General features: G+C 72.5%; 6 protein-coding genes and 4 pseudogenes. 7 read left to right on the forward strand and 3 right to left on the reverse strand.

Going from position 1 to position 17,025, the window contains the following annotated elements:
* Window positions 1–63: 63 nt before the first annotated feature.
* A pseudogene (locus tag Pflav_RS39050) lies at window positions 64–693 on the reverse strand (GntR family transcriptional regulator); the annotation flags it as partial.
* Between Pflav_RS39050 and Pflav_RS39055 the strand changes: the two are divergent.
* The 3 genes and pseudogenes from Pflav_RS39055 to Pflav_RS39065 all read left to right on the forward strand — a co-directional run bounded on the left by Pflav_RS39055 (window position 688) and on the right by Pflav_RS39065 (window position 5,404).
* A complete protein-coding gene (locus Pflav_RS39055) occupies window positions 688–1,737 on the forward strand; it encodes a lactonase family protein (RefSeq protein ID WP_173042884.1) in 1,050 nt (349 codons plus the stop codon). The pseudogene Pflav_RS39050 and the gene Pflav_RS39055 sit on opposite strands and share 6 nt — an antisense overlap.
* Window positions 1,738–1,946: 209 nt before the next feature.
* Window positions 1,947–3,688: pseudogene (locus tag Pflav_RS39060) on the forward strand (substrate-binding domain-containing protein).
* A 214-nt stretch (window positions 3,689–3,902) separates the two neighbouring features.
* Window positions 3,903–5,404, forward strand: a pseudogene (locus tag Pflav_RS39065) (sugar transferase).
* Window positions 5,405–5,653: 249 nt separating this feature from the next.
* Here Pflav_RS39065 and Pflav_RS39070 read toward each other — a convergent pair.
* Window positions 5,654–6,832, reverse strand: coding sequence for an ROK family transcriptional regulator (locus tag Pflav_RS39070; RefSeq protein WP_173041596.1), 1,179 nt, complete (start codon window positions 6,830–6,832; stop codon window positions 5,654–5,656).
* 74 nt (window positions 6,833–6,906) lie between these two features.
* Here Pflav_RS39070 and xylA point away from each other — a divergent pair, with 74 nt between their 5' ends.
* From xylA to Pflav_RS39090, 4 genes are all read left to right on the forward strand, one after another.
* Window positions 6,907–8,094: a xylose isomerase gene (gene xylA, locus Pflav_RS39075; protein ID WP_173041597.1), complete on the forward strand. Its 1,188-nt coding sequence runs from the start codon at window positions 6,907–6,909 to the stop codon at window positions 8,092–8,094.
* A gap of 102 nt (window positions 8,095–8,196) precedes the next feature.
* Window positions 8,197–9,594, forward strand: coding sequence for a xylulokinase (xylB, locus tag Pflav_RS39080; RefSeq protein WP_173041598.1), 1,398 nt, complete (start codon window positions 8,197–8,199; stop codon window positions 9,592–9,594).
* Between the two features lie 43 nt (window positions 9,595–9,637).
* Entirely contained in the window at window positions 9,638–13,912 is a 4,275-nt protein-coding gene (locus Pflav_RS39085) for an AAA domain-containing protein (protein ID WP_173041599.1), read from the forward strand.
* Window positions 13,913–13,967: 55 nt separating this feature from the next.
* Entirely contained in the window at window positions 13,968–15,383 is a 1,416-nt protein-coding gene (locus tag Pflav_RS39090; RefSeq protein ID WP_173041600.1) for an MFS transporter, read from the forward strand.
* Here Pflav_RS39090 and Pflav_RS39095 read toward each other — a convergent pair.
* Window positions 15,361–17,021 (reverse strand): annotated as a pseudogene (locus Pflav_RS39095) (glycoside hydrolase family 13 protein). The gene Pflav_RS39090 and the pseudogene Pflav_RS39095 sit on opposite strands and share 23 nt — an antisense overlap.
* Window positions 17,022–17,025 lie beyond the last annotated feature (4 nt).

A 17,025-nucleotide genomic window follows, 5' to 3' on the forward strand; every position in this document is an offset into this window, starting at 1 on the left:
GGCGGTGATGTGCGCCCGCATGGCCGTGGCCGCGCCGTCCGGGTCCCGGGCGGCGATCGCATCGACCACGCGGTGGTGCTCCCGCGCGCTGATCCCGTAGTGGGCCGGGGGGAAGTGCAGGCGGAAGAGGTGCAGGTGCGGGCGGAGCCGGACCACGGCCTCGTGGAGCATCCGGTTGCCGGAGAGCTCCGCGAGAAGGTTGTGGAAGCGGGCGTCCTGCGCGGTGAAGGCGGCGATCCCCGCGTACCCCTCGGTGTCGGGCTGCGGGTACGGGAGGTCGGCCTCCGTGCGGAGGCGGTCCACATCCGGCGCCGCGGCCACCGAGGCGGTCCGGCTGGCCGCCGGCGGCTCCAGGATGAGCCGCATCTCGACCAGCTCCTCGAACTCCTCGCGGGTGAGCAGCGGGGCGGCCGTGTATCCGGCCAGGGGGCGCTTGCGGACCAGCCCGTCGGCCTCCAGTCGGGCGAGCGCCTCGCGGACGGGCGTGGGCGAGACCTCGAGCTGGCGGGCGAGGGCGTCGATGTTGATCCGGGCACCGGGCGCGACGGCGTGATCCATGATCAGCGCTTGCACCGAGTCGTACACGTCCTCGGTGAGCGTCAGTCGCCGCGCCGGCCGCATCGTCGCCACGATCCTGTATCCTATACGATGCGTGAGCGCTAGATCAACCGGTGGCGGTCTGGTTGGATTCATGGCGTGACCGGACTCCTCTACATCGGGTGTTACACGCCAGAGTCGGGCGGGGAGGGCGCCGGCATCACCGCCGTGCGGCGCGACCCGGCGACCGGCCGCCTCGACTCGCTCGGCGTGGTGGCTCGTACGCCGTCACCCTCGTTCCTCGCCTGGCACCCGGCGCTCCCGGTGCTGTACGCGGTCAACGAGCTCGAAGATGGTGGCGTCAGCGCCTGGGCGGTCGACGGGGAGACCGACCTGCGCCCGCTGGGGCAGGGCTCGACCGGCGGCCTCCACCCGTGCCACCTCGCCGTCGTGCCCGGCGGGGGCTACCTCGTGAGCGCCAACTACTCGAGCGGGAGCGTGTCCGTGCACCGGCTCGGCGAGGACGGCGCGCTGGGCGAGCGGACCGACCTGCTCGTGCACGAGGGCACCGGCCCCAATCCCGACCGGCAGGAGCGGGCGCACGCGCACATGGTGTCGCCCAACCCCGGCGGTGGCGCGATCCTCGCCGTCGACCTGGGCGTCGACGCGGTGTACCGGTACGAGCTGGAGGCCGCCACCGGCCGCCTCGTGCCGCTCGGGTCGCGGGTCCAGGTGCACGCCGGCTCGGGTCCGAGGCACCTCGCCCGGCACCCGGACGGCCGGAGCGCGTACCTGGTGGGCGAGCTCGACGCGACCGTGACCGCGTACGACCTCGACGGCCCGGCCGGCGGGCTGCAGGAGCGGGGCCGCGTGGCCACCACCCGGTTCACCGGCGCGGAGCCCTCCGAGATCGCGGTACGTGCCGACGGTCGCTTCCTCTACGTCGCCAACCGCGGCCCCAACACGGTCACCGCGTTCGGGCTCGACGGGGACGTGCCTTCGTACGTCGCCGAGATCCCCACCGGTGGCACCTGGCCACGGCACATCGCGTTGGTGGGCGAGCACCTGTACGTGGCAAACCAGCGCTCGCACTCCGTGGTCGGCTTCCATGTCGACGTGGAGTCGGGCGTGCCGCAGGAGCCGGGCGACGTACTCGAACTGCCGAGCCCCACGTGCGTTCTGCCCGCTAAGTCCTTGTAGGCCAATATCGCGAATTAGATGGTCCTATTGAACGGTCGGAGAATGCTCCCGTTATATGAGGGATTCTCGGAACAGTCTGGCGCTATACAACTACGCCACGTGACCGAATATCAGCCGTCAGGTCGCTGATCTGTAACTTTCGGCCGAACGCACCTTGGCAATGCGCACGAAGCGTCAGCAGTATGGGGACCGTGCCAGGCCGCCACCGGATGCATAGCAGTTATCGCGGAGCAGGCGCCATCGTCGTTGCGGTGGCGCTTCTCGTCGTTGTGGGTGGCTCCTGGTTCGGTTATCGGGAGCTCGCCGGTTCCCGCTGCACCGGCGAGGTCAAGCTTTCCGTGGCCGCCGCACCCGAGATCGCACCCGCTGTGCGTTCCACCTTGGAGAGTTGGCGCGCGGACGGCGGCTCGGCCGACGGCACATGTGTCGCGGCCGACGTCAGCGAGGTCAACTCGGTCGACATGGCCGCCGTGATCGCCGGGCAGCACAACGTCGGCCTGGCCGGCGTCGGCAGCGCCAACGGCACGCTCGAAGCGCCCGACGTGTGGCTGCCCGACTCCTCGACCTGGCTGGTGCGGCTCAGGACGCTGGCGTCCGGCTTCACGCCCACCGACGGTGGCTCGGTCGCGCGCAGCCCGGTCGTCGCCGCGATGCCGGAGCCGCTCGCCGAAAGCCTCGGCTGGCCGGACAAGAAGGTGGGCTGGGCCGACCTGCTCAAGCAGATCACCACCGGCACCGGCCTGCGCACCGGGATCGTCGAGCCCACCCGCGACGCCGCGGGCCTGTCCGGGCTGCTCTCGCTTGGCGCGGCGGCGTCCACCGCGGGGGCAACGCGCAGCAGGCGCAGACCGCGGCCCTGCGTTCGCTGGCGCTCGGCCGCTCGGCGCTCCGCGACGACCTCGTGGCCAAGTTCCCGCAGGCCGCCGACGCCGCCTCGCTCGCCTCCGGGCTCAACGTGGCGCCGCTGTCGGAGGAAGACGTCATCGCGTACAACGCGAAGAAGCCGCCGGTGCCGCTGGCCGCGCTCTACGTCGAGCCGACGCCGACGCCGCTCGACTACCCGTTCGCGATCATGCCGGGCCTGGACCCGGCCAAGACGGCGGCAGCCCAGGCGGTGCACGAGGCGCTCGACACCGCGGGGTTCCGCGACCTGCTCGGCGAGCAGGGCCTCCGCTCGCCGGACGGCACCTGGGGCGCTGGCTTCTCGGCGCCCACCGGCGCACCGAGCCCGGCCGGCGGTCCGCCGTCCGCGACGCCCAACGCCGGCGGCAAGGCGGCCGGCGACTTCGACCCGGTGACGCTCGACCGCTCGCTGGCCACCTGGACCGCGGTCACCGCGCCCGGCCGCATGCTGGCCGTCATGGACGTCTCCGGCTCGATGCTCGAACGGGTGCCCGAGGCCGACAACGCCACCCGGATGGCGGTGACGCTCTCCGCGGCCCAGGCCGGGCTCAACCTCTTCGACGACTCGTGGGCGCTTGGGCTGTGGACGTTCTCCACCGCGCTCGACGGCAGCAAGGACTGGCGCGAGCTGGTGCCGATCGGGCCCCTGAGCAGCAACCGGTCGCAGGCGCTCGGCGCGCTCCGGTCGATCACGCCGAAGGCGGACGGCGACACCGGGCTGTACGACACGATGCTCGCCGCGTACAAGGAGGTCCAGGACGGCTGGGCGGCCGACCGGGTCAACTCGATCGTGCTGTTCACCGACGGCAAGAACGACGACGCCAACGGGATCAGCGAGCAGGACCTGCTGGCCCAGCTGAAGCAGCTCGCCGACACCCGGCGGCCGGTACAGGTGATCATCCTGGGCATCGGTGACGGGGTCGACGAGGCCCAGCTCAAGCGGATCACCGACGTCACCGGCGGCGGCGTGTTCGTCACAAAGGACCCGACGAAGATCGGCGACATCTTCCTCAAGGCGCTCGCGCTGCGGCCTGCGGCACCCCGCTGACCAGCAGCTATGCGTGATGTAGGCAAATGACTACCTCGCGTACATGTACGTTCGGGTGGTTGAGCGCAATGAACTGACAGTTTTTTGTCGGAAGCCCTTACGAGATGCCGCCGTAGGTCAAGATGTCCTGGTGCTCTGGCGTCGCCGGCCCCGAACTTGGGTCCGGCGCTTGCCGTTCGGGGCACAGTCGACTTGACAAGCTGGGGGAGGGCTGGTGACGTCGGCGACTCTCCTGACGCGTGCGGTGGGGGTACCGAACGCGGCGGAAGCGACGGGTCCACTGCTGCGCGCGCGCCTGCGCATGTACGAGCGGGCGTTGATGGTGCTCGATCTCACCATCATCTCGCTGGCGGTGCTCGCGGGTTACTTCGGACGGTTCAACTGGGTGGTGGAGCCGTTCGGCGGCGGTGAGCCAGTCGGCTCGCAGATCCCCTATCCGGTGGTCGGGCCGGGCCTCGTGCTGGTCTGGCTCGCCTTCCTGAAGGTGACGCGCTGCTACGACGACCGCGTGTTGGGGCACGGCGCGGACGAGTACCGGCGGGTCACCTCGGCGAGCCTCCGGCTGGCCGGCGCGATCGCGATCTTCGGGTACGTGGCAAACGTCGGTGTCGCCCGGGCTTCCTGGCCCTGACGTTCGCGAGCGGCATCGTGGGCCTCGTCGGCGGGCGGTACGTGGCCCGCAAGTGGCTGCACCGCGCCCGCGCCCGGGGCGCCGGCTGGTCCCGCCGGGTGCTGGTGGTCGGCGACGCCCCGCACGTGCTGGAGCTTGTGCACACGCTGCGCCGCGAGCCCTACGCGGGCTACCGCGTGGTCGGCGCCTGCATCCCGGACGCGCTGCTCGCACCGGTACCGCAGCGGCTTGGCGACGTGCCTGTGGTGGGTTCGTTCCGCAGCATCCTCGAGTCGGCCCGCGCGGCCAGCGTGGACACTGTCGCGGTGACCGCCTCGGGCGAGCTGACCGCCGCCCGGCTGCGCCGGCTCGGCTGGCAGATGGAGGGCACCGGCATCGACCTGGTGCTCGCGCCCGCGCTCACCGACGTCGCCGGCCCGCGCATCCACACTCGACCGGTCGCGGGGCTGCCGCTGATCCACGTCGAGGCGCCCGAATTCATGGGCACCCGCAAGATCGTCAAGGGCTTCGTCGACAGGTTCACCGCGATCGTCGGGCTGACGCTCGCACTGCCGGTGCTGACCGTGATCGCCATCGCCATCAAGCTGGACACGAAGGGGCCGGTCATCTTCCGGCAGATCCGGGTTGGGCAGGGCGGTCGCGAGTTCGGCGTCTACAAGTTCCGCACGATGGTGGTCAACGCCGACGAGATGCTGGCCAAGCTTGCCGCCCGCAACGAGCACGACGGCCTGCTCTTCAAGATGCGCAAGGACCCGCGGGTCACCAGGGTGGGGCGGATCCTGCGCAAGTACTCGTTGGACGAGCTACCCCAGCTGATCAACGTGCTGGTCGGCCACATGAGCCTGGTCGGGCCACGCCCGCCGCTGCCCTCGGAGGTCGCGCGGTACGACGGCGACATCGCCCGCCGCCTCCTGGTCAAGCCCGGCATCACCGGCCTGTGGCAGGTCAGCGGCCGCTCCGATCTGTCCTGGGAGGACGGTCTGCGGCTCGACCTGTACTACGTCGAAAACTGGTCGCTCGCCGCCGACGTCGTGATCATGTGGAAGACGATCGGCGCCGTCATGGCCAGCCGAGGGGCGTACTAGCGGGCTGGTCGGTTGGCATACGGGAGGAGCTGTGGAGCCGGCCCCCTGCCGGTCAGTTTCCAAGACAAAAGATCTGAGCTACCGCGTTGCCTGCCAACGCCCGCGGGCGCGATGGGCTTTGTCGCCATGCAGGGCGAGGCCGCGGGGACACAACGGCTCGCGTTGGTCGTGAAGCGCGGAGGGTGAGGCCGCGGGAGCGACGGTCCGGACCACAACGGAGATCGCGGTAGCTCAAATTTTCATCGTGGGTCACGGGATGATGCGGGTGAGCCACTTGGTTGGGTTGTCGCGGATGGCCCGGACCACCGAGCCGGCCGCGCCCACCACGGCGGCGTCCGCGCCGAGCACCGACGGGCGTACGTCCACAGGTGACCAGGCGTCCGTCAGCACCCGGCGGTGGATCTCGGCCACCACGGCTGGGCGGAGCCACGGGGCGAGCGGCGCGTAGATGCCGCCGAGCACGACCGCCTCGACGTCGAGCAGGTTGACCACGCCGGCGACCGCCACGCCGAGCGCCGCGCCGGCCGCGGCAAGCGCGGCGAGCACCCCCGGATCGCCGGCTGTGGCACGCGCCCGCAGGTCGTCGATGCCACCGGCCGCCGCGGCCCGCAGGATCGCCTCCTGGCCCGCGTACTGCTCCAGGCAGCCCCGCGCCCCACAGCTGCATGCCGGGCCGTCCGGGCGTACGGCCACGTGGCCCAGCTCGCCGCTCCAGCCACGAGCGCCCCGGAAGAGCGCGCCGTGCAGCACGATCCCGGCGCCGATGCCGATCTCGCCGGAGACGTAGAGGAAGCTGGCCGGTCCGGCCGGACCCGCGTGCAGCTCGCCGAGTGCCGCGAGGTTGGCCTCGTTGTCCACAGTGACCGGCAGCCCGTCGAGCGCGGCGAGGCCGGTCGGTACGTCCACGTCGCGCCAGCCCAGGTTGGGCGCGAGGCGGACCACTCCGTGGGCCGTCACCAGGCCGGGCACGGCCAGCGCCGCACCGGCGACAGCCAGACCTTCCCGCTCGGCGTGCGCGCGGGCGTCCGCGGCCAGCTCGGCGACCTCGGCGAGCACCTGGTCGGGGTGGCCGGGGCGCTGGTCGGCATGGCGCACGTCGCGGTGCCGGACGGCCCCCGCCAGGTCGACCACGCAGGCCGCCAGGTAATCGACGTTGATCTCCAGGCCGAGGCCCGCCGGGCCGCTCGCGGAGAGCACGAGCCCGGCGGCGGGACGCCCGGCGCCGGCCCGTGGCGCCGGCCCCACCTCGGTGAGCAGGCCACCCGCGATCAGGTCGTCCACGAGCGCGGACACGGTGGCGCGGGTGAGGCTCGTGGCGGCGGCGATGTCGGCGCGGGACGGCGGGCGCATGGCGTTGGCGGCCTGGCGCAGCACCAAACCCAAGTTGTGCTCGCGCAGCGAAGCCTGGCGTACCGGCCCGTCCGTCATGCCCTTGACAGTGCCACAACAGGGGCAAATAATTCAACCGTTGAACAAATCAGAGACGTTACGTGGAGGTCAATATGTCTGTCCAACCCACCCCTGCCGATAAATTCTCGTTCGGCCTCTGGACCGTGGGCTGGCAGGCCCGCGATCCCTTTGGTGACGCCACCCGCACGCCCCTCGACCCGATCGAGGCGGTGCACAAGCTGAGCGAGCTGGGCGCCTACGGCATGACGTTCCACGACGACGACCTCGTGCCCTTCGGCGCCGACAACGCCAGCCGCGACGAGATCATCTCCCGGTTCCGCAAGGCGCTCGACGAGACCGGCCTGGTCGTCCCGATGGTGACCACCAACCTGTTCACCCACCCGGTGTTCAAGGACGGCGGCTTCACCAGCAACGACCGCTCGGTCCGGCGCTACGCGCTGCGCAAGGTGCTGCGCAACATCGACCTGGCCGCCGAGCTTGGCGCGCAGACGTTCGTGATGTGGGGTGGCCGTGAGGGCGCGGAGTACGACGCGGCAAAGGACGTCCAGGCGGCGCTCGACCGGTACCGCGAGGCCGTCGACACGCTCGCGCAGTACGTGATCGACCGCGGGTACGGGCTGCGCTTCGCGCTGGAGCCGAAGCCCAACGAGCCGCGCGGCGACATCCTGCTGCCGACCGTGGGCCACGCGCTCGCGTTCATCGCCAACCTGGAGCACGGCGACATGGTCGGCCTCAACCCCGAGGTGGGTCACGAGCAGATGGCCGGGCTCAACTTCGCGCACGGCATCGCCCAGGCACTGTGGGCCGGCAAGCTCTTCCACATCGACCTCAATGGTCAGCGCGGCATCAAGTACGACCAGGACCTTGTCTTCGGCCACGGTGACCTGCTCAACGCGTTCGCGCTGGTCGACCTGCTCGAGCACGGCGGGCCGGCCGGTGGCCAGGCGTACGAGGGTCCGCGCCACTTCGACTACAAGCCGTCCCGCACCGAGGACTACGACGGCGTGTGGGAGTCGGCCAAGGCCAACATGCGGATGTACCTGCTGCTCAAGGAGCGCGCCAAGGCGTTCCGGGCCGACCCGGAGGTGCAGGAGGCGCTGGCCGCTGCCCGCGTCGCCGAACTGTCCCAGCCCACCCTGGCCGACGGCGAGACCGTCGCCGACCTGCTCAATGACCGCACCGCCTGGGAAGACTTCGACTCCGAGGCCAAGGGCGCGCAGGGCTACCACTTCATCCGCCTAAACCAGCTGATGGCCGAGCACGCGATCGGTGCCCGCTGACTCTGGCCCCCGTTGATCAGGGACTTCGTGGGCGTGTCGCGCGGCGCGCCGCCCCACCAAGTCCCTGATCAACATCAATAGGAGGAAGGGGAGGGAGACGACATGCTCGTCGCGGGAGTGGACTCGTCGACGCAGTCGTGCAAGGTGGTCGTGCGGGAGGCGGAGACCGGGGCGCTTGTCCGGGAGGGGCGAGCCACGCATCCGGACGGGACCGAAGTTGATCCGGCCGCGTGGTGGGGCGCGCTCTCCGAGGCAATCTCGGCGGCCGGTGGGCTCGCCGACGTGTCCGCCGCCTCGGTGGCCGGGCAGCAGCACGGGATGGTCTGCCTCGACGAGGGCGGCGAGGTGGTGCGCCCGGCCCTGCTCTGGAACGACACCCGCTCGGCCGGTGCCGCCGCCGAGCTGATCCAGGAGCTGGGCGGCGGGCAGGCGTGGGCGGACGCGGTCGGGCTGGTACCCGTGGCCTCGTTCACCATCACCAAGCTGCGGTGGCTGGCCAGCAACGAGCCGGCCAACGCCGACCGCACCGCCGCGGTGTGCCTGCCGCACGACTGGCTGACCTGGAAGCTGGCCGGTGCCGGCTCCCTCGACGCCCTGCGCACCGACCGCAGCGACGCCAGCGGTACCGGCTACTGGTCCACCCCCACCGGGGAGTACCGGCCGGACCTGCTCCGGCTCGCGTTCGGCCGGGAGCCGCTCGTGCCGGAGGTGCTCGGTCCCACCGGCATCGCCGGCCACCTGCCGGAGGGTGCTTCGCTCGGCCCCGGCGCCGGCGACAACGCGGCCGCCGCGCTGGGTGCCGGCGCGCTCCCCGGCGACGTGCTGGTCTCGATCGGCACGTCCGGTACGGCGTTCAGCGTCGCGGAGACGCCGGCCGCCGACCCGAGCGGTACGGTCGCCGGCTTCGCCGACACCACCGGCCGCTTCCTGCCGCTGGTCGCCACGCTCAACGCGGCCCGGGTGCTGGACGCGGTCGCCGCGCTGCTCGGCGTCGACCACGCCGAGCTGTCCCGGCTGGCGTTGAGCGCGCCGCCCGGCGCGGGTGGCCTGTCGCTCGTGCCGTACCTGGAGGGCGAGCGCACCCCGAACCGTCCGAACTCGACCGGCGCCCTGCACGGGCTGACGCTCGCCACCTCCACCCCGGCGTACCTGGCCCGGGCAGCGGTGGAAGGCATGCTCTGCGCGCTGGCCGACGGCCTCGACGCGCTGGTGGCGCAGGGTGCAGAGGTCAACCGGGTGATCCTGGTCGGCGGCGGCGCCCGCTCCGAGGCGGTCCGCCGGATCGCGCCGGAGGTCTTCGGCGCCCCGGTGGTCGTCCCGCCGCCAGGTGAGTACGTGGCCGACGGCGCCGCCCGCCAAGCCGCCTGGGTGGCGCTCGGCGGCGACGCGCCCCCGCCCTGGTCCGGCGGACTGGTGGAGGAGTACGAAGCGAAGGGCGTGCCCGCGATCCGGGAGCGTTACGCCGAGGCCCGCGAACACGTGATCGACCGAACCGCTTGATCGACGCGCGCTGCGGTGCACCGGCGGGTTACCGTCGATAGGTATGACCGCACCGCAGGGCGACCCGGAGCAGACCGCCGGTGGCGACTCGCCGCCGGCGGTGCCTGCGCGCCCCGCGCCGGCTGGCGCCGACGAGCCGCCGGCCGTCCGCGCGCGGGCGGTCGCGCTCACCGAGTACCTGCTGGCCGTCCGCGCGCTGCTGGAAAAGCCGGTGCGGGCCGTCCCGACCGTCGACGCGTTCTGGCAGGACGACCTGCCGGCGCACATCGAGTGCGGAGTCGGCCCTTTCAAGCCGGGCGGGAGCTGGCTGCGGGTCGGCCGGCCGGACCCGCCGGACCCGCCCTCGATCCCTACCCCGCTCCTGCGCCACCTGGTCTGGGACCTCTCCGACACGAGCCCGCCGACGATCGGCGAGGTGCCAGAAAAGATCCAGAACGCCTTCACCGAGTGGCGCGACGGACAGTGGGAGCCGTGGGCCCGCGAGCACCAGCTCGCCGAGGTGACCCGGCGGCTGCACGACCGCCTGTACGACCTGCGCTACCGGGTGGACATCGACGCCGCCCGGGTCGAGCTGGTCTGGGGCCACTTGGTCCTGCGCCATCGGGACATCCACTACCCGCTGCTGGCCACGCCGGTCGCGATCGAGTACGACCCGGACTCCACCACCGTCTCCGTCACGCCGCAGGGCCCGCCGCGGATCCAGGTCGACGCGCTCGGCGACCTCGACGGGCGGCGGGTGGCCGATCTGCTCGACCTCGGCGGCACCGGCGGCCAGGTCGACATCGACCCGTGGGACGCGGCCGAGCGGCTCGACTTCGCCCGCCGCGCGACGCGCCGCCTCGGACTGGAGCAGGACACGGTGGCAGACACGGGGGTCCTCTTCGTACGGCCGCGCCAGCGGATGGTCCGCCGCTTCCTCGAACTGCTCCGGGAGCGCCTGACCAACGGCAGCCTCGAGGTCGGCGCGCTGGCCGGCGTGCTCGCCCACGAGCCGAGCCGGCTGCGCATGCCCGACGACGACGCGGAGACCTGGGCGCGCGCCAGCGAGCGGCTGCTCATGCCGATGCCCACCAACGACGCGCAGGAGTCGATCGCCCGGCGGCTGGCCGCCCACCGCAACGTCGCCGTGCAGGGCCCGCCCGGCACCGGCAAGACACACACCATCCGCAACCTGATCTGCCACCTCGTCGCGCACGGCAAGCGGGTGCTGGTGCTCGCGCAGAAGGAGGACCCGCTGCGGGTGCTCCGCGACGGGCTGCCCGAGGAGATCCAGCCGCTCTGCCTCGCGGTGCTGGGCCGCTCCGCCGACCAGCTCGTGCAGCTCCAGGTCGCCGCCCGTGAGCTCGCCGACCGCGCGGCCACATTGGACAGTGAAGCCGAGGCGGCCTGGGTGCGGCGGCTTGTCGCCGACGTGGCGGCGGCCGAGGAGGCGGCGGCCGCGGCCCGGGACGAGCTGCTCGCGGCGGCCGAGCGGGAGGCACGGCGCTACGGCGGGCGGAGCGCCGGCGAGGTGGGCGAGTGGCTGCGCCGGCACGAGGCCGACGCGCTGGTCTCGGACCCGGTGCCGCCGGGCACGCCGGCACCGTTGGAGGCCGCCGAGTTCGCCGTACTCGCGGAGATCGCGCGGCGGCTGACCGCCGCGGACCGCGCCGCCGCGCTCGGACCCCTGCCCGCCGATGGCCAGCTTCCGACCGGGGAGGCGGTCGCCGCACAGAGGGACGCGCTGCGCGACGCACGCAAGGTGGTCGACGCGCTGCGGGACCGCGGCATGGCGATAGATGGGGTACGGGAACACGGGTCCACCGTCGTCGACGAGTTGGCCGCGGCGCTGCGCGGGGCGGCCGACGAGCTGACCCGCCGCGAGGGGAGCTGGACCGACCGGCTCGGCCAGCTGATCCGCGACCCGAGCTGGCGCGCGGTGTGGGACGGACACGTCGCCGCCTGCCAGCAGCTGCTCGGTGAGCTGGGCCGGCGTACGGCGTTCGTGGCCGGGCGGCGGATCGTGATCCCCGAGCCGTACGTGGCGCAGCCCCGCCGCCTGCTCACCCAGCTCAGCGAGATCCGTGCGCGGTACGCGGCCGGCAAGTCCGTCCGCCGCCTCACCCACGCCGAGCTGGCCCGGGTGGTGGCCGACGTCCATGTCGACGGCGAGCCGCTGCGCACCGTCGACGACGTCGACCTGGTGATCGCCACGGTGGAGCGCGAGCAGCTGCGGCAGCAGCTCGCCGCGCGGTGGGATGAGTGGCGCGGCCGGCTGGACGCGCCGGTGCCGCAGGACGCCTCCAGCGAGCCGGAGCTGTGGGCGGGACGGCTCCTGTCCTCGGCGGTCGCGGCGCTGGAGTGGGAGAGCCGCCGCTGGCCGGAGCTGCACGCCGAGCTGGTGACCGTCTTCCCGCGCTGCCCGCGCGACGTGGACGCCCGGCAGATCGCCGAGCTGGCCGGCGCGGTCGAGGCGGCCGGCAATGTCCTCCTCGCCGACCGGCTCGACGCCGAGCGCTCCGCGATGGCCGACTGGCTGCGCAGGTTCGCGCCCGAGTCGCCGCAGATCCAGGCGCTCGCCGCCGCATGGGACTCGGGTGACCTCGTCGGCTGGGACGCGGCGCTGGCCGAGGTCCGTCGACTGTGGACGCTGCGGCCGGACGCGACCCGGTACGCGGCACTGCACGCCCGCCTCGCCACCGTCGCGCCGCAGTGGGCCGCCGCGATCGACGCGGGCGCCACCGGCTTGGATGGCGCGGCCGCGCTGCGGGCGTGGCAGTGGCGGCAGGCGCAGACCTGGTTTGACGAGGTGGTGGGCGACGTCGAGGGCGCCGACCTGGGACGCCGGCTGGAGCGGGCCCGCGACCAGATCCGCCGGCTCACGGCCGACCTCGTCGTCACCTCGGCCTGGCTGGAGGTGGCGCTCTCGCTGGACGACCGGCGCAAGGCCGCGCTCGCCGACTGGACCGCCGCGCTCCGCAAGATCGGCAAGGGTACCGGCAAGAGCGCTGCCCACTGGCAGGCCGCCGCCCAGCGGGCCATGTCCGAGGCGGTCACCGCAGTACCCGTCTGGATCATGTCGATCGACCGGGCGCTGGAGCAGTTCCCTGGGGTGTCGCCGATCTTCGACGTGGTGATCGTCGACGAGGCGTCCCAGGCCGACCTCTTCGCGCTGCCGGTGCTCACGCTGGCCCGCCGCGCGGTGGTGGTCGGCGACGACCAGCAGATCGGGCCGCAGCTCGTCGGCGTGCCGACCGACCGGGTCAACGCTCTTGTCGCCACCCACCTGCACCCGGCCGGCGTGCCGTCGGCCGAGCACTTCGACACCGAGAGCAGCCTGTACGACCACGCCGTGCGCCGGTCGCCCCAGCGCATCCTGCTCACCGAGCACTTCCGCAGCGTCCCCGAGATCATCGGCTTCTCCAGCGGCGTCTACTACGACGGCAAGATCCAGCCGCTCCGCGCCGCCCGCAGCGGCCTCGACCGTGCGATCGTGGCCGAGCACGTGCCGGACGGAAAGCGGGTGCCGCTGGCGGAGTACGGCGAGGTCAACATCGCCGAGGCGGAGGCCCTGGTCGCCCGGGTGGCGGCGATCGTGGCCGACCCGTCGTACGCGGGCCGCTCGCTCGGCGTGGTCAGCCTGCTCTCGGGGAGTGGGCAGGCGGCGTACCTCCAGCACCGCCTCCGCGAGGAGATCGGCCCGGACGAGCTGGAGCGGCGCGAGTTGCGGGTCGGTGACCCGTACACGTTCCAGGGCGACGAGCGTGACGTGGTGCTCGCCTCGATGGTGGTCTCTTCGGCGGACGGCGCGATCGGCGCGTTCACCAAGCGCGACTTCCACCGCCGCATCAACGTCGCCGCCTCCCGCGCCCGCGACCAGCTGTGGCTCTTCCACTCGGTCACGCTCGCCGACCTGCACCCCGACGACGCCCGAGCGGCCCTGCTCGCGTACGCCCAGCGCCCGCCCGCGCCGCCGGAGGTGGGCGGCGAGCCGGCGACGGAGTTCCAGCGCGCGGTGCACCGCCGGCTGACCGCGGCCGGGCTGCGCACGGTACCCCAGTTCCGGATCGGCACGCTCAAGGTCGACTTCATGGTCGCCGCCCCGGACGGCCGCCGGCTCGCCATCGAGTGCGACGGCGACAGCTACCACGGCGCCGAGGCGTTCGCCCACGACCTACGCCGCCAGGCCATCCTGGAGCGGGTCGGCAACTGCGTCTTCGTCCGCCTGCGAGCCAGCGTCTTCCATCGCGACCCGGAGGCCGCGATGCGCCCAGTCTGGGACCGCGCCGACGAACTCGGCCTCGTCCTGACACCACCCGGTAGTACAAACACTTCGTAGTACGACCTGCGTGGCGCTATCTCTTCGTTATCTGGTGCTGGTTGTGTTGCCAGCCATGGGCGGGCATGGTCACCGGATCTACAGCGTGGTGGTCTTCGTCGTGCTCGCCTCGCTCGACAACGTCGCGATCGGGCTCGTGCCGCCGCTCTACGGGAGCATCAGCGACTCGTTCGGCGTGGCCGAGAGTGCGGTCGGCCTGGTCACCGCGATCACCTTCCTCTTCAGCGCGGTCGCCGCCGTGGCCTGGGCGTACACGGGCGACCGCCACCACCGCAAGCCGCTGCTCATGGTGGGGACGCTTGTATGGGTGGCGGGCTGCGCGGGTACGGCGCTGAGCGCCAACTACGCTGCCTTCTTCGCCGCCCAGATCGTCGCCGCGGTCGGGCTGGGCGCGGTCGCCTCGGTGGGCTTCTCCGTGGTCAGCGACCTCATCTCGCCGCGCCGACGCGGGCTGGTGATGAGCTTCTGGGGGCTGTCGCAGGGGATCGGCACGCTCGCCGGCACGCTGCTCGGTGGGCTGCTCGGGCGCAGCGACTGGCGGGCGCCGTTCCTCGTGCTCACCGCGGTCGGGCTGGTCGCGACGCTGGCCTACTTCTTCACGTACGACGTACGCCGCGGCCAGAGTGACGCCGAGCTCGCCGGCGTGATCGCCCACGGCGGGGAGTACGACTACCGGATCAGCCGCGAGGACGTGCCCCGCATCCTGCGCAGGCGGACCAACTTCTGGCTGGTGCTGCAAGGGCTGACCGCGCAGGTGGCGTTCGGCTCGCTGGTGTGGCTGCCGGTGCTCTTCCGGGAGCGGGCCGCGGACCAGGGGTACAGCGCCGACACCGCGATCGTGGTGGGCAGCATCTTCGCCACGATGTTCCAGCTCGGGGCCGGTTTCTCCATCATCGGTGGCCTGGTCGGCGACCGGCTCCAGCGGCGTGACCCAGGCGGACGGGCGATGGTGGCGGCGGTCGGCATCCTCGCGGCCGTACCGCTGTATCTCGTGCTCTTCTTCGTGCCGATCCGCATCGACGTGCCCGACGGCGCCGGCGCTGGCGCGGTGGTCCGCGCCGTACTGGAAAGCGTGGTGACCGAGCCGACGGTGGGGCTTAGCCTGCTCATCGCCCTCGTCGCGCTGGCGCTGACCTCGGCCAACTCGCCGAACTGGTTTGCCCTCATCGCGGACGTCAACCCGCCGGAGCACCGCGGCACCGTGTACAGCCTCGGCAACCTCACCAACGGCGTCGGCCGCGCGGTCGGAAACGGCCTGGCCGGGGTGGCCTTCCGGGCCTTGCAAGCGCCGCTTCCGCCACCGTTGAACTACGCGGTCGGGCTCGCCGCCTTCCAGCTCTTCTTCGTGCCCACCGGCCTGATGTACTGGCGGGCCTCCCGCACCTCGCCGGCGGACATCGCCGCCGTACACGAGTTGCTGGAGGCCCGCGCCGAGCGGAGCGAGCCGGCTACACCGCAGCCCACACGGTGACGTCGGTCGGCACCGTGCCGTCAGCATTCAGCGGCTCGCTGCTGATCAGTGGCCGGGCGCCCTCGGGCAGGGCGGCCGGCGCTTCGCCGAAGTTGGTCAGTATGTACACGTCGCCATTCTGGAAGGCCAGCACGTCGTCCGGCCCCTCCGTCCAGTTGAGCGTGCCGACACCGAGCGCGTGCCGGGCGCGCAGGCGCAGTGCCGACCGGTACATCTCGTACGTCGAGCCGGCCACCCCGCGCTGCCTGTCCAGCGCGAAGTCGGCCCAGACCGGCGGCTGGGGGAGCCAGCTCTGGTCGGACGGGCCGAAGCCGTACGACGGGGCGTCGCTCTGCCACGGGATCGGCACCCGGCAGCCGTCGCGCCCCTTCTGCTCGCCGTGGGTACGCCGGAACATGGGGTCCTGGCGGGCCTCGTCCGGCATCGTGGTGTTTTCCGGCAGGCCCAACTCCTCGCCCTGGTACAGGTAGGCCGAGCCAGGCAGGGCCAGCATCAGCAGCGTCGCCGCGCGGCCCCGGCGCAGGCCGAGCACCAGGTCCGGCTGCGGGTCGTGGGGGCCGATGCCTCGCGGGCGCAGGGTGCCGATGGGCAGGCCGAGGCGGGAGACGTGCCGGAGCACGTCGTGGTTGGAGAGCACCCATGTGGTGGGTGCGTCGACCGCCCCGTTTGCCTCCAGCGAGCGGTTGATCACCTCGTACTGGGCGGTCGCGGTCCAGGCCGCCTCAAGGTACTCGAAGTTGAACGCCTGGTTCATCTCGTCGGGCCGCACGTACGCCGCGAGCCGCTCGGACGGTGCCACCCACGCCTCGGCGACGAGGATCCGCTCACCCGGGTACTCCTCCAGCACCCGCCGCCAGTCGCGGTAGATGTCGTGCACGCCGTCCTGGTCCCACATCGGGGGCCGGATGCCCTCGGTGGCGGGGCCGGAGAGCGGCTCGACCGGGTAGTGCCAGTCGGCGAGGTCGGCCTGCTTGATCAGCCCGTGCGCGACGTCGACCCGGAAGCCGTCGACCCCTCGGTCGAGCCAGAAGCGCAGGATGTCGCGGAACTCGGCGCGCACCTCGGGGTGGTCCCAGTTGAGGTCCGGCTGACCCGCGTCGAACAGGTGCAGGTACCACTCCCCGTCCGCGACCTGGGTCCAGGCGGGGCCGCCGAACGTGCTCTCCCAGTTGTTCGGCTTGTGGGGGCGGAAGATGTAGCGGGTGCGCTCGGGGCTGCCTGGGCCGGCGGCCAGCGCCGCCTTGAACCACGGGTGCTCGCTCGACGTGTGGTTCGGCACCAGGTCGACGATCACCCGCAGGCTCCGCTCGCGGGCCGCGGCGAGGAGCTTGTCGGCGTCGTCGAGGCGGCCGAAGATGGGATCCACGTCCCGGTAGTTGGACACGTCGTAGCCCGCGTCCGCCTGCGGCGAGGGGTAGAAGGGCGACAGCCACACCGCGTCGACACCGAGCTCGACGAGGTGGTCCAGACGGGCGGTGATGCCGGGCAGGTCGCCGACGCCGTCGCCGTTGGAGTCGGCGTAGGAGCGGGGTAGATCTGGTAGATGACCGCGCTGCGCCACCAGTCTGTGCTACGGGGTACTCCCGCAGACGCGGAGCGCGGCGGAGCGTTCTCGTCGGGTGCGGTCCGCTCAGGCATCGTT

Origin of the sequence: Phytohabitans flavus (assembly GCF_011764545.1) — a bacterium.
Classification (GTDB): Bacteria; Actinomycetota; Actinomycetes; order Mycobacteriales; family Micromonosporaceae; genus Phytohabitans; species Phytohabitans flavus.

Excerpts from the sequence above, each read along its gene's own strand:
- xylA (WP_173041597.1), top strand. The coding sequence starts at position 6,907 with ATGTCTGTCCAACCCACCCCTGCCGATAAATTCTCGTTCGGCCTCTGG.
- xylB (WP_173041598.1), top strand. The coding sequence starts at position 8,197 with ATGCTCGTCGCGGGAGTGGACTCGTCGACGCAGTCGTGCAAGGTGGTC.
- Pflav_RS39090 (WP_173041600.1), top strand. The coding sequence starts at position 13,968 with ATGGGCGGGCATGGTCACCGGATCTACAGCGTGGTGGTCTTCGTCGTG.
- Pflav_RS39070 (WP_173041596.1), bottom strand. The coding sequence starts at position 6,832 with ATGACGGACGGGCCGGTACGCCAGGCTTCGCTGCGCGAGCACAACTTG.
- Pflav_RS39085 (WP_173041599.1), top strand. The coding sequence starts at position 9,638 with ATGACCGCACCGCAGGGCGACCCGGAGCAGACCGCCGGTGGCGACTCG.